The organism is Lelliottia sp. GFLA7 (assembly GCF_056490165.1).
In genome coordinates this window covers 113,151-139,134 of the sequence record NZ_JBWLAQ010000005.1, presented here as the reverse complement: position 1 = coordinate 139,134, position 25,984 = coordinate 113,151, and the positions used below count along the sequence as shown (strand labels likewise).

Below are 25,984 nucleotides of genomic sequence, written 5' to 3'. Positions count from 1 at the left end.
CTATTACGAGGCAATAAAATGCATGAAATAACATTGATTCAGGGGATTTCCCTGGCCGCGTTAGTGTTTTTCTTAGGGATTGATTTTTGGCTGGAAGCGCTGTTTCTGTTTCGTCCTATTATCGTTTGTACCCTTACCGGGGCGATTTTGGGTGATATCCATATCGGCTTGATTACCGGCGGTCTGACCGAGCTGGCATTTGCGGGTCTCACACCCGCGGGTGGCGTGCAGCCACCTAACCCCATCATGGCCGGGGTGATGACCACTGTCATTGCCTGGTCTACCGGTGTCGATGCCAAAACAGCCATCGGACTGGGGCTGCCGTTTAGCCTGTTAATGCAATACGTCATTCTGTTTTTCTATTCAGCATTCTCCCTGTTTATGTCGAAAGCCGACAGGTATGCGAAAGAGACAAATACCGCGGGATTCGCCCGTCTTAACTGGACGACCACGCTGATTGTGGCCTTCACTTACGCGGTGATCACGTTCCTCTGCACATATCTTGCTCAAGGGGCGATGCAGGCGCTGGTCAAGGCCATGCCGGCCTGGCTGACGCACGGATTTGAAGTCGCGGGGGGCATTCTTCCTGCTGTCGGTTTCGGCTTGCTGTTGCGCGTGATGTTCAAAGCGCAGTACATCCCTTACCTGATCGCTGGTTTCTTATTTGTCTGTTACATCCAGGTCAGCAGCCTGCTGCCGGTCGCTGTGTTAGGGGCCGGATTTGCGGTGTATGAGTTCTTTAACGCGAAAGCCAAAAACGCCGCTCAGCCTCAGGCTTCCGCTGCGAAAAAAGATGAAGAGGATTACAGCAATGGGATCTGAAATCAGTAAAAAAGACATTACGCGCCTGGGGTTCCGTTCTTCACTGCTGCAGGCCAGCTTTAACTACGAGCGTATGCAGGCGGGCGGCTTTACATGGGCGATGTTGCCGATCCTCAAGAAGATCTACAAAGGCGATAAAGAAGGCCTTAGCGCGGCCATGAAGGACCATCTGGAGTTTATCAACACGCACCCAAACCTGGTGGGATTCCTGATGGGACTGCTGATCTCCATGGAGGAGAAAGGCGAAAACCGCAGCACGATTAAAGGCCTCAAAGTAGCGCTGTTTGGTCCTATCGCCGGGATCGGCGACGCGATTTTCTGGTTTACGCTGTTACCGATTATGGCCGGGATTTGCTCATCGTTTGCCAGCCAGGGCAACCTGTTGGGACCGATTCTGTTCTTCGCCGTCTATCTCGCCATTTTCTTCCTGCGCGTGGGCTGGACGCACGTTGGCTATACGGTGGGGATAAAAGCGATCGATAAGGTGCGAGAAAATTCGCAGATGATTGCCCGCTCAGCAACAATTCTGGGGATCACGGTGATCGGCGGGCTGATTGCTTCCTACGTTCATATCAACGTCGTCACCACGTTTGCCATCGATGCCACCCACAACGTTGCGCTGCAAAAAGACTTCTTCGATAAGGTCTTCCCCAACATTTTACCCATGGGCTATACCTTGTTGATGTACTACCTTTTACGCGTGAAAAAAGCGCATCCGGTTCTGCTGATTGCGGTGACATTTGTGCTGGCTATCGTCGGTTCTGCGCTGGGGATTCTGTAAATGAATGGCATAACGTTCCAGGTAAAAAGTGATGACCGCTCGCTCAGCGAAGCCGCCAGCGAGAAATTATTAGCGCTGATTCATCGCAAACCTGACGCCGTCATCTGTCTCGCGACAGGTGCGACGCCGGTGATGACCTATCAGCTGTTGGTTGAAAAGATCATCGCACAACAGGTTGATATTAGCCGGATCACCTTCGTCAAGCTGGACGAATGGGTGGGATTAGCGCCAGACAACCCGGCCACCTGCGAGGTTTTCTTGCAGCACCATATTCTCCAGCCACTCGGCATTGCGCCTGACAACTACATTTCGTTCAGGTCTGACAACGCCGATGAACAGGAATGCGCGCGAATTGTGGAGCAAATTGCCCAGCGCGGAGGGTTGGATCTGTGCATTCTGGGAATCGGCAAAAATGGACATCTCGGGCTGAACGAACCGGATGAGAAACTGGAACCTGCCTGTCATATTACGCATCTTGATGAGCGCACCCGGCTCCATGAGATGCTGAAACAGGCAAACGTCCCGGTCGAGAAAGGGATTACCTTAGGCTTACGCGATATTCTGGCAGCGAGAGAAGTCTTATTGCTGGTTTCTGGCGAAGGGAAACAGCGGGCATTTGCGGCGTTTAAGGAAGGGAAAGTGACAACCCAAATTCCGGCGTCATTCCTTTGGTTGCATCCGAAAACCACCTGTCTTTACTGCGATATGTGAATAGTCAGCCGGGCAACGCGACGTTTGCCCGGCTCGTTGTTACGATTCGCCCTGCTGATCCAGCGCATGCTTATACAGCGCGTTCTTTTTGACGCCGTGGATTTCGGCGGCAAGCGCGGCGGCTTTTTTCAACGGCAGTTCGGTTTGCAGCAATGCCAGCGTACGCAGCGCTTCGGCTGGCAGCGCCTCTTCCTGCGCTTTATGGCCTTCAACGATCAGTACCATTTCACCTTTGCGGCGGTTTTCGTCTTCTTTCACCCAGGCCAGCAGCTCGCCAACCGGCGCGCCGTGGATGTTCTCCCAGGTTTTGGTCAATTCGCGCGCCAGCACCACATAGCGTGCTTCACCCCACACGGTGACCATGTCTTCTAAACTGTCCAGAAGGCGATGGGTAGACTCATAGAAAATCAGCGTGCGCGGTTCGGCTTCAAGATCTTTCAGCGTGTCGCGACGGCCTTTCGATTTGGCGGGTAAAAAACCTTCGTAGCAGAAGCGGTCAGAAGGCAAACCTGCGGCGCTCAAAGCGGCAATCGCGGCACAAGGGCCTGGCAACGGCACGACGCGGATACCGGCTTCGCGACAGGTGCGCACCAGGTGATAACCGGGATCGTTGATCAGCGGCGTACCAGCATCGGATACCAGCGCGATGTTTTGCCCTTCTTTGAGTTTCGCCACCAGCGTTTCGGCTTTTTGTTGCTCATTGTGATCGTGCAAAGCGAACAAACGGGCGCTGATCGCGAAATGCTGCAGCAGTAACCCCGTATGACGCGTATCTTCAGCAGCAATTAAATCAACGGCTTGTAATACGGTGAGCGCACGTTGGGTAATATCAGACAAATTCCCGATAGGAGTAGGTACAATATAAAGCTGGCCTTGAGAATTATCTGCCGTTTCGTGTTGTTTCATTGTTTAGTCCGTATTGCCGATTTAATATTGAGCATTGCCTAAAAAAATCACTGGATACAGTATGGTACCCTTAACGTTTCTTCGAACAAAAGCTTCGCGCAGCCTTCCTATTATGCTGGCAGCCCTGATTTTCGCAGGCTGTGGCACTCAGGCGCCCGATCAGACTGCCGCCCATATGCAGGGTTCCGCGCAGGCTGATTCCGGCTTTTATCTGCAACAAATGTCGCAGAGCTCAAATGATACCAAGACCAACTGGCAATTACTTGCCATTCGTGCACTGCTGAATGAAGGTAAAACGCAGCAGGCAGTCGATCTGTATAACCAGTTGCCGCAGGAACTGAACAATACGCAGCGCGGCGAGCAATCGCTGCTGGCGGCTGAGCTGAAAATCGCGCAGAAAGAGTATCCGGCCGCGAAAAAACTGCTGGCGGATATCGATACGAAAGCGCTGGAAAACAACCAACAAGCTCGTTACTGGCAGGCCGTTATCGCTGCCGAACAGGGCCGACCTTCCCTACCACTCCTGCGCGCGCTCATTGCGCAAGAGCCGCTGCTGAGCGGCGCGGATAAGCAGAAAAACATCGATGCCACCTGGCAAGCGCTCTCTGCAATGACGCCGGAACAGGCTCAGGCGCTGGTAATCAACGCTGATGAGAATGTGTTGCAAGGCTGGATGGATTTGCAGCAGATGTGGTTCAACAACCGCAGCGATCCAAAAATGCTGAAAGCGGGCATTACCGACTGGCAGACGCGTTACCCGCAAAACCCGGGGGCGAAAATGCTGCCGACGCAGTTGGTCAACGTGCAGAACTTCCAGCCTGCCTCCGTCAGCAAAATCGCCCTTTTGCTGCCATTGAATGGTCAGGCGGCGGTATTTGGTCGCACCATTCAGCAGGGCTTTGAAGCTGCGAAAAATGGCACCACTGCGGTGGCAGGTAACGCCGTTCCTGCACAAGCAGCGCAAGCCGCGAATGTGAACGATGTCATTAGCCCGTCTGCGGTGGAAACCAGCGATTTGACCTCTGCACAAGCGCCAGCTCAAGGCACGATGCAAAATCCAGTGACCGCTCCGACAACGCCGCCAGCGACCACGCAGGCCCCTGCAGAAACCGCAGCGCCAGCGGAAGCACAAACGCCTGTTGTTCCTCAGGCAGCTCCGGCAACCGATGCGGCAACGGCACAACCACAAACCACGACGCCCGATCAGCAGCCTGCCGCGCAGCCGCAAGCCGTTGCTGCAACGACCGCGAATCCGGGTGCAGAATTGAAAGTCTATGACACCAGTTCGCAGCCACTCGATCAGGTGCTGGCGCAAGTTCAGAAGGACGGTGCCAGTATCGTGGTTGGCCCCTTGCTGAAGAACAACGTCGAAGAGTTGATGAAGAGCAACACTTCGCTGAACGTGCTGGCGCTTAACCAGCCTGAGCAAGTTCAGAATCGCGCGAATATCTGTTACTTCGCCCTTTCACCAGAAGACGAAGCCCGCGATGCGGCGCGTCATATCCACGAACAGGGAAAACAGGTTCCGTTGCTGCTGACACCGCGTAGCGCGCTGGGTGACCGCGTCGCCACCGCGTTTGCTCAGGAATGGCAACAGCTCGGCGGTAATATCGTGTTGCAGCAGAAATTTGGCTCAACCTCTGAGCTGAGAGCTGGCGTGAACGGCGGGTCAGGTATTGCACTGACCGGTAGCCCGGTTTCGGCCAGTCTGCCGCAGCAGCAAGGCGTGACCATCGGCGGTCTGACGATTCCGGCTCCACCAACTGACGCGCAAATCAGCGGCGGCGGCAAAGTGGATGCGGCTTATATCGTCGCGACACCAGAAGAAATTGCCTTTATCAAACCGATGATTGCCATGCGCAACGGCAGCCAAAGCGGCGTAACATTGTATGCCAGCTCGCGCAGCGCACAGGGGACGGCTGGGCCTGATTTCCGTCTGGAAATGGACGGCCTGCAATACAGCGAAATCCCTATGCTGGCGGGTAGCAACCCGGCGCTGATGCAGCAGGCGCTGAGCAGCGTACGTAACGACTATTCACTCGCGCGTTTGTACGCGATGGGCGTGGATGCGTGGGCGCTGGCGAACCACTTTACCAAGATGCGTCAGGTGCCGGGCTTTGAGCTTAACGGCAACACCGGCGATCTGACCGCTACCCAGGATTGTGTGATTAACAGGAAGTTATCATGGCTCAAATACCAGCAGGGGCAGATCGTCCCGGCGAGTTAAGCCGCAAACAGACGGGCGACGCGTGGGAGCTAAAAGCGCGTCGCTGGCTGGAAGGCAAAGGACTGCGTTTTATCGCCGCTAACGTTCACGGACGTGGCGGCGAAATTGATCTGATCATGAAAGACGGTCAGGTTATCGTGTTTATTGAGGTACGTTTCCGACAGTCGTCCCGATTTGGTGGCGCTGCCGCCAGCGTGACGCTCGCCAAACAACATAAATTATTACAGACTGCCCACTTGTGGCTTGCCCGCCATAATGGGAGTTTTGATACTGTGGATTGCCGGTTCGATGTGGTAGCCTTCACCGGAAACGACATCGAGTGGCTTAAAAACGCTTTTGGCGAAGACGCATAATTAAGATTTAAAGGGATAACGTGCTCGAAAGAATTAAGGTTTGCTTCACAGAAAGCATTCAAACTCAGATTGCAGCGGCGGAAGCCCTCCCGGAAGCTATTTCACGCGCAGCAATGACGCTGGTGCAGTCCCTGCTCAATGGCAACAAAATCCTCTGTTGTGGCAACGGCACCTCCGCCGCCAACGCACAGCATTTTGCTGCCAGCATGATCAATCGTTTTGAAACAGAACGCCCTAGTTTACCTGCCATTGCACTTAATACCGATAATGTGGTCTTAACCGCGATTGCCAACGATCGTCTTCATGATGAAATCTACGCAAAACAGGTTCGAGCCTTAGGCCACGCCGGGGATATTCTGCTGGCGATTTCTACGCGCGGAAATAGCCGTGATATCGTGAAAGCCGTCGAAGCTGCCGTGACGCGTGATATGACTATTGTCGCGCTAACAGGGTATGACGGTGGTGAACTGGCAGGCCTTTTAGGCCCGCAGGATGTGGAAATTCGCATTCCCTCTCATCGCAGTGCGCGCATTCAGGAAATGCACATGCTGACGGTGAACTGTCTATGCGATTTGATTGATAACACGCTTTTCCCTCACCAGGATGATTAAGGAGTACTAATGAAGGCATTAACGCCCCTCGCAGTCCTTATTTCTGCGCTGCTGCTTCAAGGATGTATCGCTGCGGCTGTGGTAGGTACAGCGGCTGTCGGCACCAAAGCAGCAACCGATCCGCGCTCTGTGGGTACTCAAGTCGATGACGGCACGCTGGAACTGCGCGTCAACAGCGCCCTGTCGAAAGACGAACAAATTAAGAAAGAAGCGCGCATTAACGTGACCGCTTATCAGGGCAAAGTGCTGCTGGCAGGCCAGGCACCCAATCTGGAGCTGGCTGCCCGCGCGAAACAAATCGCCATGGGCGTAGAAGGCACCACGGAAGTGTTCAACGAAGTTCGCCAGGGTCAGCCTATTGGTCTGGGAACGGCATCGTCGGATACCTGGATCACCACCAAAGTGCGTTCACAGCTGTTGGGTAGCGATCAGGTGAAATCCTCCAACGTGAAAGTCACCACCGAGAATGGCGAAGTGTTCTTGCTCGGCCTGGTCACCGATCGTGAAGGCAAAGCCGCGGCCGATACCGCCAGCCGTGTGAGCGGCGTGAAGCACGTGACAACCGCATTTACCTATATTAAGTAAACGCGTTTGCATGATAAGACAAACCCGGCGGAAGCCGGGTTTTTTGTTTTACAGCAGCGCAATACTGCCTGTTATCACACCACTTAATGCGACCAGCAACCCCGTCAGCCACAGCGCTTTCGCCGGGAATGACTTGCGCAGCATGATAAGCGACGGAAGGCTCACGGCTGGCAGCGTGATTAACAGTGCTAGCGCGGGAGCGGTACCCATACCGGCGAGCATCATCGTCTGCACAATCGGAATTTCAGCCGCAGTCGGAATCACAAACAAGCATCCGGCCACCGCCATCGCAATCACCCACAGCAGCGTGTTATCGATCGCGCCGTCTGCGTGAGGGAATAACCAGACGCGTGCCGCGCCTAACACGAGTACCGCAAGGATATACACCGGGATGGTGCTCCAGAAGAGCTGCCACAACGCTTTTCCCCAGCGGGCAAAGAATCCGCCCTGCGCTTCAGGCGTGACGACGTCTACGGGCGCTGGCAGGGCATCTTTATCTTTAAACAGATACTGGACTACAGAGGCCACAATCAGCACGGTCAGTAGCCCGGCCACCAGGCGGATCAACGCAAAGTGCCAGCCGAGCACAAAGCCCATAAAGACCAGCGTGGCGGGATTGAGCACCGGGTTTCCCATCCAGAATGCCAGCGCGCCACCCATTGATACCTGCTGACGCCGCATGCCAGCCGTCACGGGCGCTGCGCAGCAGGAGCACATCATGCCGGGCAGAGAGAAAATCGTCCCCAACAGCGTGCCCTGAAAACGCGGCTGGCCTAACGTTCGCATCAGCCAGTTGCGCGGAATCAGAACCTGAATCAACGATCCCAGCAACACGCCCAGCACCGCGGCTTTCCATACGGCGAGGAAATAGATCATCGCGTAATCCCACGCCGCCTGCAACGGGCTAGCGTCCGGCTGGGCGAGTATGGATTTGCCTATGCTGTGAGTATCGGCAGCGGTGAAGGCTTTACCGTAATAGGGCTGCCATTTCACATACCAAAGACCGACGATAACGACGAGAAAAAAGAGTGCGGGTTTCCACCACTGAAAGGGTGTTGCCGCCTGAGATGAAGACTGACCAGTCATAACCTATCCCGGGGAGAGTCATTAATGAGCCGGGGGATTTTACGCCTCACCTTTTGCAATTTCACGCAGTTTTGCCGAGGGTATAATGTTGACCCCTTCCTGCGTCGGAGAAAACGCCTCGTGCAACATGGCACGCGCAACATCTCTCGCCTGAATAGATTTCCAGTTTCCGGGAAAAAGCTGGAACAACGGCGCAAAAATCGATTCATTGAAGCGCTGCTTATCGCGATCCCCGAGCAGCATAGACGGACGCACAATGGTCAGCCGTTCCCAGTTTTGCGCGATCAATGCGTCTTCCATTTTCCCTTTCACCTGATTGTAGAAAAAGGGAGAGCGGGCATTGGCGCCCATTGAGCTGACCACCAGAAAATGTTTCGCTCCCAACTTTTTCGCCGTGAGCGCTGTATCCACCACCAGCGTATAGTCGGCATGAATAAACGCCTCTTTGCTTCCAGCTGCACGACGCGTGGTGCCAAGACAGCAAAAAGCGATATCAATTGGATCCTTGACCTGCGCCAGAGCATCGGTGAGCTGGGGATCGTAAGGGTTAAAGACGCCTGAAATATCGGTCAATGGGCGGCGTGTCGGGGCGGCGATGTAATTGACTTTGCGCTCCTGCATCAACAGCCGTAACAAATGGCCGCCGACCAGCCCGGTTGTGCCTGTAATCAATACCTGGCTCATTTTATCTCCTTTACAGATTAGTCCGTATGCGGTTTCAGCCTGTTCGACCACACTGAGTAGTCTGTTGGGTAAGTATTTACCACAAACGCAGAAAAATCTGTCTGAAGCCAAAACAACGGAGGAAACATGAGCAAGAAAATAGCGGTCTTGATCACCGACGAGTTTGAAGATTCAGAATTCACCTCGCCTGCTGAGGCGTTCCGCAAAGCGGGACATGAAGTTGTGACAATAGATACACAGGCGGGGAAAACGGTGAAAGGCCATAAAGGCGAGGCTAACGTGACAATCGATAAGTCCATTGACGACGTCACAGCGGCTGAGTTTGACGCGCTTTTACTGCCAGGCGGCCATTCGCCGGATACCCTGCGCGGTGACGAGCGCTTTGTCACGTTTACCCGTGATTTTGTCGCCAGCGGCAAACCGGTCTTCGCGATCTGTCATGGGCCGCAACTGCTGATCAGCGCCGAAGTGGTGCGCGGGCGCAAACTGACGGCCGTTAAACCGATCGTGATTGATCTTAAAAACGCGGGTGCCGACTTCTATGATCAAGAGGTGGTGGTCGATCAGGATCAGCTTGTGACCAGCCGTACACCGGACGATCTGCCCGCATTTAATCGTGAGGCGTTGCGCTTACTCGGCGCGTAGCCAGTGAAGCTTTTTACCAAAGCCCAAGGTGTTGTCAGTGAACTTGAGCTCGTCAGGACGAATTTCCCAGACGGGCGCTGACAACGCCAAAGCCACCGGAAAGCGGCGTGTGTACTGCCTGCGCATACTGTCGCTTTCCTCACCTTCCAGACGACGAATCTCACCCTGAAACTGGACGCCGCGAATCAGCGCGACGTTTTTCGGCTGCCCGTTAATTGTCCCGGCGACTTTTGCTCTCGTCCCGGTCATCTGCGCATGGCGCGTTTTGTCTTCGCTTAAGACGTAAAACGCAACGCGATCAGGATCGTAGTAATAAAACGCGTTAGCGCACCACAGCTCGCCCTCATGGTGCACGCACCAGGTCACGACATGCTGCTTTGCCAGCCAGCGGTTAATGGCGGCCAGAGTTTCCATTTTTGCTCTCTCTCATGCTATGGTGCATTCACCTTAAGATACTGAACATGCTTACCGTGTGCTGGTTTCTCTATCTCGTCAGAACGGCTGATAACGCGCTTTACACCGGAATTACCACCGACGTCGGGCGGCGTTTCCTTGAACATCAAACAGGGAAAGGCGCGAAAGCGCTGCGGGGAAAAGGTGAACTCTCACTGGCCTTTTCCGCGCCCGTTGGCGAGCGCTCACTGGCGCTGAAGATGGAGTACCGCATTAAGCAGCTGACGAAGCATCAGAAAGAGCGCCTCGTCGCCGGGGACGGTTCGTTTGAGGCGCTATACGAAAGCCTGCAAACGCCGCCTGTTAAACGCGATTAAAGTGGTCGTGATACTCAACCAGACCGCTGACGCCGTTCAGTGCGTCATCCGCCAGACGATGCACCTGGAATGCGGTCTCCGTATTCGGCCAGCGGCAATGCAAATCGTACGGCGCAGCCGGTTCGAACCCTAAACGCCCATAAAACGCCGGATCGCCCAGCGCAACCACCGCCGCATAACCAAATTCATTCAGTGAATCCAGTCCTTCATAGACCAGCTTACGTGCCAGACCCTGACCGCGATAGTTTTCATCGACCGCCAGCGGAGCCATTCCAACCCATTGCAACTCTTCACCCTGAACGGCAACCGGACTAAATGCCACGTAGCCAACCACCTGACCTTCGTCATCGGTGGCCACCAGCCCCAGGGTGATCAATCCGTCTTCACGGAGATCGTGCACCAGCCGTGCCTCACTCTCTTGCGCAAACGAACGACGTAACAATGCATCGATACCCGGGGCATCAATCCCTATTTCAACTCGAATCAGCATGGCTCACCCACTGAAGTGTGTTTACTCTCAGGCGGGGTTTTTAGCCCTGCCTCAACAAAATCGGCCATTTGCATCAGCACCACGCGCAGCGGCTTTGGCATCTGATCCAGTTCAATGGCATCCATTAAATTTTTGACGTACAGGCCCAGTTCGGTATCGCCTTCAATGACCAGACGACGCTGGAAAAAGAGCGTATCAGGATCCTGTTTTCGTGCGGCGATCATCAGCAGATCGCTGGCGTCGGCGCTGAAACTGACGTCCGCCGTGGCAGAATCGCTGACGATCAATCGGTCGTTTTCTACCGAGGTAAACCAGCGCAGCCCAATATCACGCACTTCAATACTCAGCCAGCGGCCTTCCAGAAACGCCAGCTCGCCCTCTTCAAGCGCCTGACGAAATTGCCAGCTGAGCATTTGCTCAAGAACCTGACGTTTAAGGGCGAACGGCGCCAATTTTACCGGCACGCTCAACAGTGATGGGCCAAATTGGACGAGACGTGAACGCAGTTTATCCAGCACGAGCTTTACTCCCTGATATCGTTAATCCGGTCATTTTGCCATATCCGGCGGTAGCCGTAGCGGCGTAAATCAACAAACCGTCTTGCTGCAACATTCATTATTGGTGTCATCAATACGCCATTAACTGCCTTAAATCAAAAATTGTCGCACGGAGGTTAATTAAACTCCCCGTTCGTTAACAATTTTGTGCCCTCTGGGGCAGCGGAATCAGGATAAATTATGGAGCTGCTCTGTCCAGCCGGAAACCTCCCGGCACTTAAGGCGGCCATCGAAAATGGCGCCGACGCGGTCTATATTGGGCTGAAAGATGATACTAACGCCCGCCACTTTGCTGGCCTGAATTTCACGGAGAAAAAACTCCAGGAAGCCGTCAATTTCGTACATCAGCACCGTCGTAAATTACATATCGCCATCAATACTTTTGCTCATCCCGATGGCTACGCGCGCTGGCAGCGCGCCGTGGATATGGCGGCTCAGCTTGGCGCGGATGCGCTGATTCTCGCTGACCTCGCCATGCTTGAGTATGCCGCAGAACGCTATCCGCATATTGAGCGCCATGTCTCTGTTCAGGCTTCCGCCACCAACGAAGAGGCGGTTCGCTTCTATCATCGTCACTTTGACGTGGCTCGTGTGGTATTGCCGCGCGTGCTGTCTATTCATCAAGTTAAGCAACTGGCGCGCGTCTCGCCAGTTCCGCTGGAAGTTTTTGCCTTCGGTAGCCTGTGTATCATGGCGGAGGGGCGTTGCTACCTTTCCTCTTATTTGACCGGTGAATCACCGAATACCGTGGGCGCGTGTTCCCCTGCCCGCTTTGTCCGCTGGCAGCAAACGCCGCAAGGGCTGGAGTCGCGTCTTAACGACGTGCTTATCGACCGTTACCAGGATGGCGAAAACGCGGGCTATCCGACGCTGTGCAAAGGTCGCTATCTGGTGGATGGCGAGCGTTACCACGCACTGGAAGAGCCGACCAGCCTGAATACGCTGGAACTGCTGCCAGAGCTGCTGGCCGCTAATATCGCCTCGGTCAAAATCGAAGGTCGTCAACGCAGCCCGGCGTATGTCAGCCAGGTGGCAAAAGTGTGGCGTCAGGCGATTGACCGCTGCATGGCCGATCCGCAGAACTACGCTCCGCAGCCCGCCTGGATGGAGACGCTTGGCGCTATGTCTGAAGGCACGCAAACCACGCTGGGTGCATATCACCGTAAATGGCAGTGAGATAATCAATGAAATATTCATTAGGACCGGTGCTCTATTACTGGTCAAAAGAGACGCTGGAAGATTTTTACCAGCAGGCAGCGACAAGCAGCGCCGACACGATTTATCTCGGTGAATCCGTGTGCAGTAAACGTCGCGCCACCAAGGTGGGCGAATGGCTGGAGATGGCCAAAAGTCTGGCAGGTAGCGGGAAACAGGTGGTGCTCTCAACGCTGGCGCTGGTACAGGCGTCGTCGGAACTGGGCGAGATCAAACGTTACGTCGAGAACGGGGATTTCCTGCTGGAAGCCAGCGATCTCGGGGTGGTGAACATGTGCGCCGAGCGTAAACTGCCGTTCGTGGCCGGACATGCGTTGAACTGCTACAACGCGGTGACGCTGCGCCTGCTGCTAAAACAAGGGATGATCCGCTGGTGTATGCCTGTAGAGTTGTCCCGCGACTGGCTCGTCAATCTGCTGAACCAGTGCGACGATCTGGGCATCCGCGATCGGTTTGAAGTGGAAGTGTTGAGCTACGGGCACCTGCCGCTGGCCTACTCGGCGCGCTGCTTTACCGCCCGCTCGGAAGACAAGCCCAAAGACGAATGTGAAACCTGCTGCATCAAATACCCGAACGGGCGCAACATGTTATCGCAGGAAAATCAGCAGGTGTTTGTCCTCAACGGCATTCAGACGATGAGCGGTTACGTGTATAACCTTGGCAACGAGTTAACATCGATGCATGGCGTGGTGGATATGGTGCGTCTCTCCCCGCTGGATACCGATGTTTTCGCGATGATGGATGCGTTCCGCGCCAATGAAAAGGGTGGCGCGCCTTTGCCGTTAAAGGCAAACAGTGACTGCAACGGTTACTGGAAACGTCTGGCGGGGCTGGAACTGCAGGCGTAAAGAGACGCCAAATCCTTCAAGTTGCATCAGGGCTGCGTGAAGGACGACGTGAATAAAGCTCACTTTGTTAACAACGGTTATCAAATTTTAATGCACTATTAAAAGATTCACCGTCGACAAAGTGAGCTGTTATGACTGATAAATCCATTCCGTTTTCGGTGCTGGACCTGGCACCGATTCCCGAAGGTTCTTCTGCCAAAGAAGCTTTCTCGCATTCTCTGGATCTTGCCCGTCTCGCGGAACAGCGCGGCTATCATCGCTACTGGCTGGCGGAACATCACAATATGGTGGGCATCGCCAGCGCGGCAACGTCGGTACTGATTGGCTATCTTGCCGCCAATACCACCACGCTTCATCTTGGCTCGGGCGGTGTGATGCTGCCAAACCATTCCCCTCTGGTGATTGCTGAGCAATTTGGCACGCTGAATACGCTCTATCCTGGTCGTATCGATTTAGGATTGGGACGCGCGCCCGGTAGCGATCAGCCTACCATGCGTGCGCTGCGTCGCCATATGGGCGGTGATATTGATAACTTCCCGCGCGATGTAGCGGAATTAGTGGACTGGTTTGATGCACATGATCCCAATCCACAGGTACGCCCGGTGCCAGGTTACGGCGAGCAGGTGCCGGTATGGCTGTTAGGGTCAAGCCTTTATAGCGCGCAGTTGGCAGCGCAGCTTGGCCTGCCGTTTGCGTTTGCCTCGCATTTTGCACCGGATATGCTGCATCAGGCGCTGCATCTCTACCGCACTCACTTTAAACCGTCGGCACGACTGGAAAAGCCGTATGCCATGGTGTGCATCAACATCATCGCGGCAGACAGCAATCGTGATGCGGAATTCTTGTTTACCTCGATGCAGCAAGCCTTCGCGAAGTTACGTCGTGGCGAAAGCGGACAGCTGCCGCCACCGGTGGAAAATATGCATCAGCTTTGGTCGGCATCAGAACAGTACGGTGTCCAGCAAGCGCTGAGCATGTCTCTGGTGGGGGATAAAGCGAAAGTACGTCACGGTCTGGAAGCGGTACTGCGTGAAACGCAGGCGGACGAGATTATGGTTAACGGACAAATTTACGATAACCAGGCGCGTTTGCATTCCTTTGATTTAGCGATGCAGGTGAAAGAAGAACTGCTGGGTTAATGATGATGAGCACCCTCTCCTTGCGGGAGAGGGTGAAAAGAGGGATTTACTGATAAACCGGCAACAGATCAAAACTCGACAGGATATGTACCAGCGCGTTGCCAACGCCAAACACCAGAATCAGCGCAATCATCGGCTTTCCGCCCCAGACGCGGAACTTTGGGCTGCCGAAACGTTTACGCGATTTTCTCGCCAGCAGTGCCGGAACAATCGCGGCCCAGATGGTTGCCGCTAGCCCCGCATAGCCAATGGCATACAGGAAACCGTTCGGCCACATCAGCCCGCCAACGATCGGCGGCAAAAAGGTCAGCAGCGCCGTTTTTAAACGTCCAATGGCGGAATCATCAAAACCAAACAGATCGGCGAGATAGTCAAACAGCCCCAACGTCACCCCGAGGAAAGAACTCGCAACGGCGAAGTTTGAGAAGACGACTAACAGCAGATCCAGACTACGGCTGTTAAGGACGCCGCTCAGCGCCTGTACCAGCACATCAATGTTTCCGCCCTTCGCCGCGATACCAATAAACTCCGGACGCGGAATATTGCCCATCGTCCCTAACAACCAGATGATATAAAGCGCCAACGCCAGCAGCGTGCCGTATACCAGGCAGCGAATAATGGTGTGCGGATCTTTACCGTAATACTTCATCAGGCTCGGCACGTTGCCGTGATAACCAAATGATGCCAGACAGAATGGCAGCGTCATCAGCAAATACGGCGAGTAGGATGCGTTGCTTTCTGCCACGTTAAACAGCGTCGTCGGCGTGACATGCCCCAGCAGGCTGCCGAAAGTCAGGAAGAAAGTGATGACTTTGGCACCGAGCACAATCGCCGTCATGCGGCTGACCGCTTTGGTACTGATCCAGACGATAAAAGCCACTGCGATAGCAAACGTCAGGCCCGCCAGGCGCGCCGGAACATTCAGCGACATTTCCGCAAAAGTATGGTGAAGAATCGAACCGCTCGCTGAAATATACGCGTAGGTGAGGATATACAGCACAAAGGCAATAGAGATGCCGTTGACCACGTTCCAGCGTTTGCCGAGCAAGTCTTTGGTGAGGGTGTCGAAGCTCGACCCAATGCGATAGTTAAGGTTCGCCTCAAGGATCATCAGTCCGGAATGCAACATGCAGAACCAGGTAAACACCAACGCCGCCAGTGACCAGAAAAACCACGCACCCGACATCACCACCGGCAGAGAAAACATCCCCGCACCAATAATGGTACCGCCAATAATCACCACGCCGCCAAGCAGCGAAGGTGACGTTTGTGTGGTCGTTAGTGTCGCCATACCGCCAATTCTCCAGTGAAAAATAGTGCTACTCAATCTAATGCGTCGCACTGTACCAGTACAGGAGTACAAAAGGAATAAAAAAAGCCCCGATAGTCTTTATCGGGGCTGTATATATTACTTTACGCTAGAGACGAAAGGCTTACGCGTCGCGACGACGAGTAGGAGCAGCACCGTCTTCGCGGCGTGGACCACGGTTTTCACGACGTTCACCGCTGAAGCGACCTGCACCAGCACCAGCACCAGTTGGCGCTGCGCCATCACGACGAGGACCTCGACCGCCTTCACGACGCTCACCGCCACCGAAGCTACGACGTTCGCCCGCAGGACGATCGCCTTCACGACGAGGACCACGGTCTGGACGCGGCTGGGCATCACCCATCAACTGCATGTTCATCGGCTTGTTCAGGATGCGGGTGCGAGTAAAGTGCTGCAGAACTTCGCCCGGCATGCCTTTAGGCAGCTCGATAGTTGAGTGAGTACCAAACAGTTTGATGTTACCAATGTAACGGCTGCTGATATCGCCTTCGTTAGCGATAGCGCCAACGATATGACGAACTTCAACACCATCATCACGGCCAACTTCAATACGGTACAGTTCCATATCGCCAGCTTCACGACGTTCACGACGTGGACGCTCTTCGCCAGCAGCGCCAGCAGCACGTTCTGGACGTGGGCCACGATCGTTACGATCGCCACGGTCATTACGGTCGCGACGCTCAAAGCGCTCGTCACGTTCACGGAATTCACGCTTAGGACGCATCGGTGCATCAGCTGGCACGATCAGAGCGCGTTCGCCCTGAGCCATTTTCAGCAGTGCTGCAGCCAGCGTTTCGATATCCAGCTCTTCGCCTTCCGCGGTCGGCTTGATTTGCGTCAGCAGTTCACGATATTTGTCCAGATCGCTGCTTTCCAGCTGCTGCTGTACTTTAGCGGCGAACTTCTCCAGACGGCGTTTGCCCAGCAGCTCTGCGTTAGGCAGGTCTGCTTCTGGAATGGTCAACTTCATGGTGCGTTCAATGTTACGCAGCAGACGACGCTCACGGTTCTCAACGAACAGCAGCGCACGACCCGCACGACCCGCACGACCGGTACGACCGATACGGTGAACGTAAGACTCAGAATCCATCGGGATGTCGTAGTTAACAACCAGGCTGATACGCTCAACATCCAGACCACGTGCTGCAACGTCAGTTGCAATCAGAATATCCAGACGACCGTCTTTCAGACGTTCCAGAGTCTGCTCACGCAGTGACTGGTTCATGTCACCGTTCAGCGCGGCGCTGTTATAACCGCTACGCTCCAGCGCTTCAGCCACTTCCAGAGTCGCATTTTTGGTACGAACGAAGATAATCGCCGCATCAAAATCTTCTGCTTCCAGGAAACGCACCAGCGCTTCGTTTTTACGCATTCCGTGTACCGACCAGAAAGTCTGGCTGATGTCCGGGCGCGTCGTTACGCTAGACTGGATACGCACTTCCTGCGGATCCTTCATGAAACGACGGGTAATACGACGGATCGCTTCTGGCATGGTTGCAGAGAACAGAGCGGTCTGATGACCTTCTGGGATCTGCGCCATAATCGTTTCTACGTCTTCGATGAAGCCCATGCGGAGCATTTCGTCAGCTTCATCCAGAACCAGACCTTTCAGTTTAGAGAGATCCAGTGTACCGCGTTTCAGGTGATCCAGCAGACGACCCGGCGTACCGACGACAATCTGTGGGCCCTGACGCAGGGCGCGTAACTGCACGTCATAACGCTGGCCGCCGTAAAGGGCTACCACATTCACGCCGCGCATGTGTTTAGAGAATTCAGTCATAGCTTCCGCCACCTGAACAGCCAGTTCACGGGTCGGAGCCAATACGAGGATCTGCGGTGCACGCAGTTCCGGATCAATGTTGTTCAGCAGGGGCAGCGAGAATGCTGCGGTTTTACCACTGCCAGTCTGGGCCATGCCCAGCACGTCACGACCAGAGAGCAAATGCGGGATGCATTCTGCCTGGATCGGAGATGGTTTTTCGTAACCCAGATCGGTAAGGGCTTCAAGGATAGGAGCCTTCAGCCCCAGATCTGCAAAAGTGGTTTCGAATTCAGCCATGTAGTACAAGTGCCTCGATATTAATGGCGGCCAGTCTACATAACTCATCGTGAAAATGATTAGCGATTTTCATTGAAAAGTGTGAACCGGCTCAAAGTAGGTGTATTGACGAACAACAACGCCCTCACCAGTTAAGGTGATGGCAATCAAAAGATTACGGGCTGATGTTTATGTCGTCAGCTATTGCTGGTCCGATTCTGCCAGGTCGTCGTGCTCCTGGCCCAAGAGCGATAATTCCAACAATGCATAACGGTGCTCAACGAAGTTGTGTACGTTGTTAGCAACCGCCAATTTGAACAGTGCCGTAGCGCTGTCCATATCCCCCAGACTTAGGTAGTACTTACCTAAATAGAAGTTGGTTTCACTGAGATGCTCAGCGAGCGAGGTGTTATCCGTTGCGTCCGCCTTGAGCCGATCCATTAGCGTTGCTTCGCTAATGTTGCCCAGGTAGAACTCGACAATGTTCCATCCCCATTGTTCCTTGTCCGATTTCTCGAAACGTTGTTTTAACGCCTCTTTTGCCTGCTTCTCATTGAGCTTCTGCTCAACGATGTAAAGCCACAGGACACGGAAAGGATCATTAGGATCGTCTTGATAAAACGCCAGCAGATCATCTTGCGCTAACTTGTCACGACCGCCGTAATACAATGCGATACCGCGATTCAAGTGCGCGTAGTTGTAAGTTGGATCAAGCTCAAGTACAGAATCAAACGCTTCATAGGCAGCATCAAAATTGCCTGCCTGCGTTAAATATATGCCTAAGTAATTGAATACTTCAGGCATATCAGGTCGGATTGCCAGCGCTTGTGAAAAATCATTTCGCGCTAGTGCCCTCAGACCGAGACTATCATACAACACTCCGCGCTCATATAAAAGCTGTGCGCGTTCATCATCGGTTAAAGCCCGACTGGCAAGAATTTGTTCCATGCGTGCCAGAATCACTTCTTGCTGCAAAGTGGGTTGCAATGGCACTGCGAGAACTTCGCTCTTACGCCAGGCAGAGTTGCTGCATCCTGCCAGCGTTAAAGCTGTCGCAACGAAACACCAGCGCAAAAAAGGCTTCATTTCCACTCCCGAAGACAACTATTGGATGAACGTCCTGTCCCCCGGCTGCTAACAAGGCGTCCTGCCTGATAATAGGCCCTCCACTAATGCGGAGGGCAAATGCAACGTTACTCGCCTTGCTCTGCAGCCGGCGCTTCCGGCGCGGCAGCAGGTTGAGTCTGCTCGGTTGCTTCTTTGATGCTAAGGCGAACACGGCCCTGGCGATCAACTTCCAGAACTTTAACTGGAACTTCCTGACCCATCTGCAGGTAATCAGTCACTTTCTCAACACGCTTGTCAGCGATCTGAGAGATGTGAACCAGACCTTCTTTACCGCCACCAATGGCAACGAATGCGCCAAAGTCAACGATACGAGTCACTTTACCATTGTAAATACGGCCCACTTCGATTTCTGCCGTAATCTCTTCGATACGACGAATAGCGAATTTCGCTTTCTCACCGTCGGTCGCTGCAATTTTAACAGTACCGTCGTCTTCGATTTCGATGGTGGTGCCGGTTTCTTCGGTCAGAGCACGGATAACAGAACCGCCTTTACCGATAACATCTTTGATCTTGTCTGGACTGATCTTGATGGTGTGGATACGCGGTGCGAACTGAGAAATGTCGCCGCGTGGCGCGTTAATCGCCTGTTCCATCACGCCCAGGATGTGCAGACGCGCACCTTTAGCCTGGTTCAGTGCAACCTGCATGATTTCTTTGGTGATGCCTTCAATTTTGATATCCATCTGCAGCGCAGAGATACCTTCGCGGGAACCCGCGACTTTGAAGTCCATATCACCCAGGTGATCTTCGTCGCCCAGAATGTCAGACAGAACAACAAAGTTGTCGCCTTCTTTCACCAGGCCCATTGCGATACCCGCAACAGCAGCTTTGATCGGTACGCCAGCATCCATCAGAGCCAGAGATGCGCCACACACGGAAGCCATAGAAGAAGAACCGTTAGATTCGGTGATTTCAGAAACCACACGAACGGTATACGGGAATTTGTCAGCTTCTGGCATAACAGCCAGAACTCCACGCTTCGCCAGACGACCGTGACCAATTTCACGACGCTTAGGCGAGCCCACCATACCGGTTTCACCTACGGAGTACGGAGGGAAGTTATAGTGGAACAGGAAGCTGTCAGTGCGATCGCCCATCAGTTCGTCGATGTTCTGTGCGTCACGAGCGGTGCCCAGAGTCGCAGTCACCAGCGCCTGAGTTTCGCCACGGGTGAACAGTGCAGAACCGTGAGTACGTGGCAGAACGCCTGTACGTACATCCAGACCACGAATCATGTCTTTTTCACGGCCATCGATACGCGGCTCGCCAGCCAGAACACGGCTACGAACAGCATTTTTCTCGATAGCGTGCAGAATTTCGCTCAGTTCGTTAGCGTCCAGAGACTCATCTTCTGCAACCAGCGTAGCGATGGTTTCAGATTTGATCACATCAATCTGGGCATAACGTTCTTGTTTGTCAGTGATGCGATATGCATCGCTCAGACGCGCTTCAGCCAGTGCAGCAACGCGCGCATTCAGCGCTTCGTTAACGGCCTCTGGCTGCCAGTCCCAACGTGGTTTACCGGCTTCTTTCACCAGATCTTTGATGTTTTCGATAACGATCTGCTGCTTCTCGTGACCAAAGACCACTGCGCCCAGCATCTGGTCTTCGCTCAGCAGTTCTGCTTCCGATTCAACCATCAACACTGCAGCTTCGGTGCCTGCAACAACCAGATCCAGCTTACTTTCTTTCAGCTCGTCCTGAGTCGGGTTCAGTACGTACTGGTCATTGATATAACCCACACGAGCAGAACCGATAGGACCGTTGAACGGAAGACCGGACAGAGACAGCGCAGCGGATGCGCCGATCATCGCTACGATGTCCGGGTTAACCTGTGGGTTAACGGAAACAACGGTGGCAATAACCTGAACTTCGTTAATGAAGCCTTCCGGGAACAGCGGACGAACCGGGCGGTCAATCAGACGCGCAATCAGGGTTTCGCCTTCGCTTGGACGGCCTTCACGACGGAAGAAGCCACCAGGAATTTTACCAGCAGCGTAAGTACGCTCCTGATAGTTAACGGTCAGCGGGAAGAAGTCCTGGCCTGGCTTAGTTTTTTTCTGGCCAACTACGGTCACGAATACAGCAGTGTCATCCATGCTTACCATAACGGCAGCAGTAGCCTGACGTGCCATCATGCCGGTTTCCAGCGTGACGGTATGCTGACCATACTGGAATTTACGAACGATCGGATTCAGCAAAATTCTGTCCTTTCTTAATAGATGACAGCACACCCACGGTGTGCTGTCGATTTAACCCGACCTTCTTCGCATCCTCGCGACTAATGACAACCGACACCCCCATGGGTGAAGCCTCTCATTAGCCGCGCGAACCTCTGCAATGAAGATCATTTATAGCAACAATACAATAGTTTCCAGTGAATTGCTGCCGTCTGGTTGAAAAAAGGGGCCATTAGGCCCCTTTTTCTGAAACTCGCAAGACTTAGCGACGCAGGCCCAGACGCTCGATCAGCGCGGTGTAGCGTGCAACATCTTTACGTTTCAGGTAGTCGAGCAGTTTACGACGCTGAGAAACCATACGCAGCAGACCACGACGGCTGTGGTGATCTTTTTTGTGCTCTGCAAAGTGACCCTGCAGGTGGTTAATCTGTGCGGTCAGCAGTGCAACCTGAACTTCGGTAGAACCGCTGTCGTTAGTACCACGACCGAACTCGGAAACGATTTTAGCTTTAGCTTCAACGCTTAGAGACATGATGAACTCCAAAAATATAAAGAATGAAAGGGTGCCGATCTCTAATTCAGCAACCCCAGTTTACGCCCTGCAAAATGTTAAACACTTTACCGGACGTTAAGCGGCGATATTCTACTCGCCTCCCCTGCTTATCGCAAGGCAAGTCACTCGCTTAAAGCGGATATTCAACAACCAGGCGACGCGGTGCCACACGGCCCTCATCGTCGATTTCACCCATGCCGATGAACTTATTTTCTTCGCCTTCGGTGACGCGAACCAGACCCCGTTGTGGCGTCTCTGTCGTACGTACCGGATTACCATTTTTAAAGTAAACTGAAGACGTTAACGGCAAATTGACGACCGGGAAATCAGACGCTGGACTGTCCAATGGCATCAGCAGCGGATCAAGTAAATCCGCAGGTGAAATCCCCTGCGTTTCGGCTTGCTCAACCAATTCACGAAGCTGTTCAAGCGTTACCATACGGTCGACCGGGTACTTACTGACGGCAAGACGACGCAGATAAATCACATGCGCGCCACAACCCAGTTTTTCGCCCAGATCATCAATGATGGTACGAATATAGGTGCCTTTCGAACAGTGCACTTCGAGTTCCAGTTCATCACCTTCATGGCGAATGAATAACAGCTCATACACGGTTATCGGACGGGCTTCGCGCGGGACGTCTATCCCCTGGCGCGCATATTCGTATAGCTTTTTGCCCTGGTATTTCAGCGCCGAATACATCGACGGCACCTGCTGGGTTTCGCCCCGGAAACTTTCCAGCGCAGCATCCAGCTGTTCGGCACTAAACGTCACCGGGCGTTCTTCGACTACCTGGCCATCGGCATCGGAAGTATCTGTGCGCTGACCCAGTTTTGCGATGACGCGATAACGTTTATCAGAATCGAGCAGATACTGGGAAAACTTTGTCGCCTCACCCAGACAAACTGGCAGCATACCTGTCGCCAGCGGATCCAGCGCACCGGTGTGTCCGGCACGGTTTGCGTTATAAATGCGCTTAACTTTTTGCAATACGTCGTTACTGGAGGCACCTTGAGGTTTATCCAGCAGCAGCACGCCATGCACGTCGCGACCGCGACGACGAGGACGACTCATCAGTCTTCCTTTTCGTCATCCGGGTTCACACGACGCTCATCGTCATGCTTAACCACAGTGGTCACGAGGTTAGACATACGCATGCCTTCTACTAACGAGTTATCGTAGAAGAACGTCAGTTCAGGCACGATGCGCAGACGCATCGCTTTACCGAGCAGAGAGCGGATAAATCCTGACGCTTCCTGCAAGGCTTTGATGCCGTTCTTAACCGCAGCTTCATCCTGGTCGTTCAGGAACGTGACGAACACTTTGGCATACGCCAGGTCACGGGACATTTCAACACCAGAAACGGTCGTCATCATACCGACGCGCGGATCTTTAATTTCACGTTGCAGGATGAGTGCGATTTCTTTCTGCATCTCCTGAGCAACACGCTGCGGGCGACCAAATTCTTTCGCCATAATAAATTCTCCAGACAAAAAAGGGGCTATTAGCCCCTTTTAAAATTATTGCCGGGTGGCGCTTAGCTAACCCGGCCTGCACGTTCTCATCCACTGAATCATTCGGGCTATAACTATTCGTTGCAACCCGAAAGACGCCATGAATTAAGCGATGCTACGTTGAATCTCGATGATTTCGAACACTTCGATCATATCGCCAACGCGAACGTCGTTGTAGTTCTTCACGCCGATACCACATTCCATGCCGTTACGGACTTCGTTAACGTCATCTTTGAAGCGGCGCAGGGATTCCAGCTCGCCTTCGTAGATAACCACGTTGTCACGCAGTACGCGGATTGGGTTGTGACGTTTAATCGTGCCTTCGGTAACCATACAGCCCGCGATCGCGCCAAATTTAGGTGATTTGAACACGTCACGAACTTCAGCCAGACCGATAATCTGTTGTTTCAGTTCCGGAGACAGCATGCCGCTCATCGCTGCTTTCACTTCGTCAATCAGATGATAGATGACGGAGTAGTAGCGCAGATCCAGGCTTTCTGAATCGATAACTTTACGTGCAGAAGCATCAGCACGCACGTTGAAGCCAACCAGAATCGCGTTGGAAGCAGCCGCCAGCGTTGCGTCGGTTTCGGTGATACCACCGACACCAGAACCGATGATTTTTACTTTCACTTCGTCGGTAGACAGTTTCAGTAAAGAATCGGAAATCGCTTCCACAGAACCCTGAACGTCCGCTTTCAGTACGACGTTCACTTCGTGAACTTCGCCATCAGTCATGTTAGCGAACATGTTCTCGAGTTTAGATTTCTGCTGACGAGCCAGTTTAACTTCACGGAATTTGCCCTGACGATACAGTGCAACTTCACGCGCTTTTTTCTCGTCACGAACAACGGTCACTTCGTCACCGGCAGCCGGAACACCGGACAGACCCAAGATTTCCACTGGAATGGATGGACCGGCTTCCAGCACTTCCTGACCCAATTCGTTACGCATCGCACGAACACGACCGTATTCGAAGCCACACAGAACGATGTCGCCCTTGTTCAGCGTACCTTCACGAACCAGTACGGTAGCAACCGGACCACGACCTTTATCCAGGAAGGATTCGATCACTGCGCCGCTTGCCATGCCGTTGCGAACCGCTTTCAGCTCCAGTACTTCAGCTTGCAGCAGGATAGCGTTCAGCAGGTCATCAATACCGGTACCCGCTTTCGCAGAAACTGGGATGAACTGGGATTCACCGCCCCACTCTTCCGGCATAACGCCGTACTGAGACAGTTCGGTTTTAACGCGATCCATGTCTGCTTCAGGCTTATCAATTTTGTTGACTGCAACAACAACCGGTACCTGCGCCGCTTTTGCGTGCTGGATAGCTTCGATTGTCTGTGGCATCACGCCATCGTCTGCTGCAACAACCAGAACAACGATATCCGTTGCCTGAGCACCACGAGCACGCATAGAGGTAAACGCGGCGTGACCTGGGGTATCCAGGAAGGTGATCATACCGTTGTCAGTTTCAACGTGGTAAGCACCGATATGCTGAGTAATGCCGCCCGCTTCGCCAGATGCCACTTTCGTAGAACGAATGTAGTCAAGCAGAGAGGTTTTACCGTGGTCAACGTGACCCATGATAGTCACAACCGGTGCGCGAGACTCAGCCGCAGCGCCAGTGTCACGGTCGCTCATTACCGCTTCTTCCAGCTCGTTTTCACGACGCAGGGTCACTTTATGGCCCATCTCTTCAGCAACCAGCTGCGCTGTTTCCTGATCGATAACCTGGTTGATGGTTGCCATTGCGCCCAGCTTCATCATCGCTTTGATGACCTGAGAGCCTTTAACAGCCATTTTGTTCGCCAGGTCACCAACGGTGATGGTTTCGCCAATCACAACGTCACGGTTAACGGCTTGAGCAGGTTTCTGGAAGCCCTGCTGCAAAGATGAACCTTTACGCTTGCCACCTTTACCACCGCGACCCGCAGCGCGCGCTTCTTCACGGTCTGCTTTGGATTCAGCGTGTTTGTTGCCTTTCTTCTGAGGACGAGCAGCTTTCGTCGCAGTACGCGTACGGCTACGGTTACCTTCAACCTCACGGTCGTTTTCGTCTTCAGCCTGGCGAGCGTGCTGAGAAGTGGTGACGTGATAATCGGTCTTATCCTCTTCACCTTTCGCTTTCTCTTGCTCAGCCCAAACGCCTGCATTCTCTTCAGCCATGCGACGGGCTTCTTCTGCTACGCGACGCGCATCTTCTTCGAGTTTGCGACGGGCTTCTTCTTCCGCTTTGCGCTTCAGCTCCGCAGCTTCATTTTCACGGCGGGCTTTTTCTGTCTGGGCAGTTTTGGTCATTTCGTCAGTCTGTTGATTGCTCACTTTGTCTTTTTCCGCAGCGTCGCGCTTCGCTTTATCATTTGCATCGCGCTTCGCTTTTTCTGCGGCCTCACGTTCAGCTTTTAATACGGCCTCACGTTTAGCTGTTTCAACAGCCTCACGCTGAGCTTGCTCTTCCGCTTCACGCTGTGCCTGCTCTTCCGCTGCAAGGCGCTCGGCCTCTTGCGGATCACGTTTTACAAAGGTGCGTGTCTTGCGGACTTCGATTTGTACCGATTTACTTTTTCCACCGGTACCTGGAATACTCAACGTGCTACGCGTTTTGCGTTGCAACGTCAGCTTGTCAGGCGTAGAACCGTGTTCACGGTTCAGGTGCGCTAACAGCGTTTGTTTTTCTTGCGCGGTTACCGAATCATCAGCCGCCTTAGGGATCCCTGCATCAGCAAATTGCTGTACCAGGCGCTCCACGGGGGTCTGAATCTCAGTAGCCAGCGATTTTACAGTTACATCAGTCATGCTGTTCC

General features: G+C 53.6%; 27 protein-coding genes. 12 read left to right on the top strand and 15 right to left on the bottom strand.

Going from position 1 to position 25,984, the window contains the following annotated elements:
* Positions 1-18 precede the first annotated feature (18 nt).
* Genes agaC through AC07RN_RS15635 form a run of 3 tightly spaced genes read left to right on the top strand, consistent with a single transcriptional unit; the run spans position 19 to position 2,314 of the window.
* Positions 19-822, top strand: a complete 804-nt coding sequence (gene agaC / locus AC07RN_RS15645) for a PTS galactosamine transporter subunit IIC (RefSeq protein WP_478336770.1) — start codon at positions 19-21, stop codon at positions 820-822.
* A complete protein-coding gene (agaD, locus tag AC07RN_RS15640) occupies positions 812-1,603 on the top strand; it encodes a PTS galactosamine transporter subunit IID (RefSeq protein WP_478336769.1) in 792 nt (263 codons plus the stop codon). The genes agaC and agaD overlap by 11 nt, the downstream gene beginning before the upstream one ends.
* Positions 1,604-2,314 carry a galactosamine-6-phosphate isomerase gene (locus tag AC07RN_RS15635; RefSeq protein WP_478336768.1) on the top strand — a complete coding sequence of 237 codons (711 nt, stop codon included), beginning with the start codon at positions 1,604-1,606 and terminating at the stop codon, positions 2,312-2,314.
* A gap of 39 nt (positions 2,315-2,353) precedes the next feature.
* Here the strand turns inward: AC07RN_RS15635 and rsmI are convergent, their stop codons facing one another.
* Entirely contained in the window at positions 2,354-3,220 is an 867-nt protein-coding gene (rsmI, locus tag AC07RN_RS15630; RefSeq protein ID WP_015960567.1) for a 16S rRNA (cytidine(1402)-2'-O)-methyltransferase, read from the bottom strand.
* Positions 3,221-3,281: 61 nt separating this feature from the next.
* Here rsmI and AC07RN_RS15625 point away from each other — a divergent pair, with 61 nt between their 5' ends.
* The 4 genes from AC07RN_RS15625 to dolP are packed head-to-tail and all read left to right on the top strand — an operon-like array spanning position 3,282 to position 6,996.
* Positions 3,282-5,447, top strand: a complete 2,166-nt coding sequence (locus AC07RN_RS15625; RefSeq protein WP_478336767.1) for a penicillin-binding protein activator — start codon at positions 3,282-3,284, stop codon at positions 5,445-5,447.
* Positions 5,405-5,800 (top strand): YraN family protein, encoded by a 396-nt coding sequence (locus tag AC07RN_RS15620; protein WP_131486393.1) that lies wholly within the window; start codon positions 5,405-5,407, stop codon positions 5,798-5,800. Before AC07RN_RS15625 ends, AC07RN_RS15620 begins: the two co-directional genes overlap by 43 nt.
* Positions 5,801-5,820: 20 nt before the next feature.
* A complete protein-coding gene (diaA, locus tag AC07RN_RS15615; RefSeq protein WP_015960570.1) occupies positions 5,821-6,411 on the top strand; it encodes a DnaA initiator-associating protein DiaA in 591 nt (196 codons plus the stop codon).
* Between the two features lie 9 nt (positions 6,412-6,420).
* Positions 6,421-6,996 (top strand): division/outer membrane stress-associated lipid-binding lipoprotein, encoded by a 576-nt coding sequence (gene dolP / locus AC07RN_RS15610; protein WP_015960571.1) that lies wholly within the window; start codon positions 6,421-6,423, stop codon positions 6,994-6,996.
* Between the two features lie 48 nt (positions 6,997-7,044).
* Here the strand turns inward: dolP and AC07RN_RS15605 are convergent, their stop codons facing one another.
* Complete coding sequence (locus AC07RN_RS15605; RefSeq protein ID WP_478336766.1) at positions 7,045-8,082, bottom strand: permease; 1,038 nt, start codon at positions 8,080-8,082, stop codon at positions 7,045-7,047.
* 39 nt (positions 8,083-8,121) lie between these two features.
* Complete coding sequence (locus AC07RN_RS15600; RefSeq protein ID WP_015960573.1) at positions 8,122-8,766, bottom strand: NAD(P)H-binding protein; 645 nt, start codon at positions 8,764-8,766, stop codon at positions 8,122-8,124.
* A 126-nt stretch (positions 8,767-8,892) separates the two neighbouring features.
* Between AC07RN_RS15600 and AC07RN_RS15595 the strand changes: the two genes are divergently transcribed.
* Positions 8,893-9,411 carry a type 1 glutamine amidotransferase domain-containing protein gene (locus AC07RN_RS15595; protein WP_015960574.1) on the top strand — a complete coding sequence of 173 codons (519 nt, stop codon included), beginning with the start codon at positions 8,893-8,895 and terminating at the stop codon, positions 9,409-9,411.
* Here AC07RN_RS15595 and AC07RN_RS15590 read toward each other — a convergent pair.
* Positions 9,397-9,825, bottom strand: a complete 429-nt coding sequence (locus AC07RN_RS15590) for a YhbP family protein (protein ID WP_015960575.1) — start codon at positions 9,823-9,825, stop codon at positions 9,397-9,399. The two genes, AC07RN_RS15595 and AC07RN_RS15590, sit on opposite strands and share 15 nt — an antisense overlap.
* 14 nt (positions 9,826-9,839) lie before the next feature.
* Here AC07RN_RS15590 and AC07RN_RS15585 point away from each other — a divergent pair, with 14 nt between their 5' ends.
* Positions 9,840-10,181, top strand: coding sequence for a GIY-YIG nuclease family protein (locus tag AC07RN_RS15585; protein ID WP_478336765.1), 342 nt, complete (start codon positions 9,840-9,842; stop codon positions 10,179-10,181).
* On the opposite strand, the gene AC07RN_RS15580 is transcribed toward AC07RN_RS15585, so the two are convergent.
* Positions 10,168-10,671, bottom strand: a complete 504-nt coding sequence (locus tag AC07RN_RS15580; protein WP_015960577.1) for a GNAT family N-acetyltransferase — start codon at positions 10,669-10,671, stop codon at positions 10,168-10,170. The two genes, AC07RN_RS15585 and AC07RN_RS15580, sit on opposite strands and share 14 nt — an antisense overlap.
* Positions 10,665-11,189 (bottom strand): ubiquinone anaerobic biosynthesis accessory factor UbiT, encoded by a 525-nt coding sequence (gene ubiT / locus AC07RN_RS15575; protein ID WP_015960578.1) that lies wholly within the window; start codon positions 11,187-11,189, stop codon positions 10,665-10,667. Before ubiT ends, AC07RN_RS15580 begins: the two co-directional genes overlap by 7 nt.
* Before the next feature lie 219 nt (positions 11,190-11,408).
* On the opposite strand from ubiT, the gene ubiU reads away from it, so the two are divergent.
* The 3 genes from ubiU (at position 11,409) to AC07RN_RS15560 (ending at position 14,430) form a co-directional block, all read left to right on the top strand.
* Positions 11,409-12,404: a ubiquinone anaerobic biosynthesis protein UbiU gene (gene ubiU, locus AC07RN_RS15570; RefSeq protein WP_015960579.1), complete on the top strand. Its 996-nt coding sequence runs from the start codon at positions 11,409-11,411 to the stop codon at positions 12,402-12,404.
* An 8-nt stretch (positions 12,405-12,412) separates the two neighbouring features.
* The gene (locus tag AC07RN_RS15565; RefSeq protein ID WP_478336764.1) at positions 12,413-13,291 is read left to right on the top strand and encodes a U32 family peptidase; all 879 of its coding nucleotides are present in this window, start codon (positions 12,413-12,415) and stop codon (positions 13,289-13,291) included.
* Positions 13,292-13,422: 131 nt separating this feature from the next.
* The gene (locus tag AC07RN_RS15560) at positions 13,423-14,430 is read left to right on the top strand and encodes a luciferase-like monooxygenase (protein WP_478336763.1); all 1,008 of its coding nucleotides are present in this window, start codon (positions 13,423-13,425) and stop codon (positions 14,428-14,430) included.
* A gap of 46 nt (positions 14,431-14,476) precedes the next feature.
* Here the strand turns inward: AC07RN_RS15560 and mtr are convergent, their stop codons facing one another.
* The 9 genes from mtr to infB all read right to left on the bottom strand — a co-directional run bounded on the left by mtr (position 14,477) and on the right by infB (position 25,976).
* On the bottom strand, positions 14,477-15,721 hold the full coding sequence (gene mtr, locus AC07RN_RS15555; RefSeq protein WP_478336762.1) for a tryptophan permease: 1,245 nt from the start codon (positions 15,719-15,721) through the stop codon (positions 14,477-14,479).
* Between the two features lie 142 nt (positions 15,722-15,863).
* Positions 15,864-17,819, bottom strand: coding sequence for a DEAD/DEAH family ATP-dependent RNA helicase (locus AC07RN_RS15550; RefSeq protein WP_478336761.1), 1,956 nt, complete (start codon positions 17,817-17,819; stop codon positions 15,864-15,866).
* On the bottom strand, positions 17,812-17,892 hold the full coding sequence (yrbN, locus tag AC07RN_RS15545) for a protein YrbN (RefSeq protein WP_097919743.1): 81 nt from the start codon (positions 17,890-17,892) through the stop codon (positions 17,812-17,814). Before yrbN ends, AC07RN_RS15550 begins: the two co-directional genes overlap by 8 nt.
* Positions 17,893-17,999: 107 nt before the next feature.
* On the bottom strand, positions 18,000-18,884 hold the full coding sequence (gene nlpI, locus AC07RN_RS15540) for a lipoprotein NlpI (protein WP_015960584.1): 885 nt from the start codon (positions 18,882-18,884) through the stop codon (positions 18,000-18,002).
* Between the two features lie 107 nt (positions 18,885-18,991).
* On the bottom strand, positions 18,992-21,127 hold the full coding sequence (gene pnp, locus AC07RN_RS15535) for a polyribonucleotide nucleotidyltransferase (RefSeq protein WP_478336760.1): 2,136 nt from the start codon (positions 21,125-21,127) through the stop codon (positions 18,992-18,994).
* A 241-nt stretch (positions 21,128-21,368) separates the two neighbouring features.
* Complete coding sequence (gene rpsO, locus AC07RN_RS15530) at positions 21,369-21,638, bottom strand: 30S ribosomal protein S15 (protein WP_003861789.1); 270 nt, start codon at positions 21,636-21,638, stop codon at positions 21,369-21,371.
* Positions 21,639-21,789: 151 nt separating this feature from the next.
* Positions 21,790-22,734 (bottom strand): tRNA pseudouridine(55) synthase TruB, encoded by a 945-nt coding sequence (truB, locus tag AC07RN_RS15525; RefSeq protein WP_478336759.1) that lies wholly within the window; start codon positions 22,732-22,734, stop codon positions 21,790-21,792.
* Entirely contained in the window at positions 22,734-23,135 is a 402-nt protein-coding gene (gene rbfA / locus AC07RN_RS15520; RefSeq protein ID WP_015960587.1) for a 30S ribosome-binding factor RbfA, read from the bottom strand. Before rbfA ends, truB begins: the two co-directional genes overlap by 1 nt.
* A gap of 144 nt (positions 23,136-23,279) precedes the next feature.
* Positions 23,280-25,976 (bottom strand): translation initiation factor IF-2, encoded by a 2,697-nt coding sequence (gene infB, locus AC07RN_RS15515; protein WP_015960588.1) that lies wholly within the window; start codon positions 25,974-25,976, stop codon positions 23,280-23,282.
* Between the last annotated feature and the right edge of the window lie 8 nt (positions 25,977-25,984).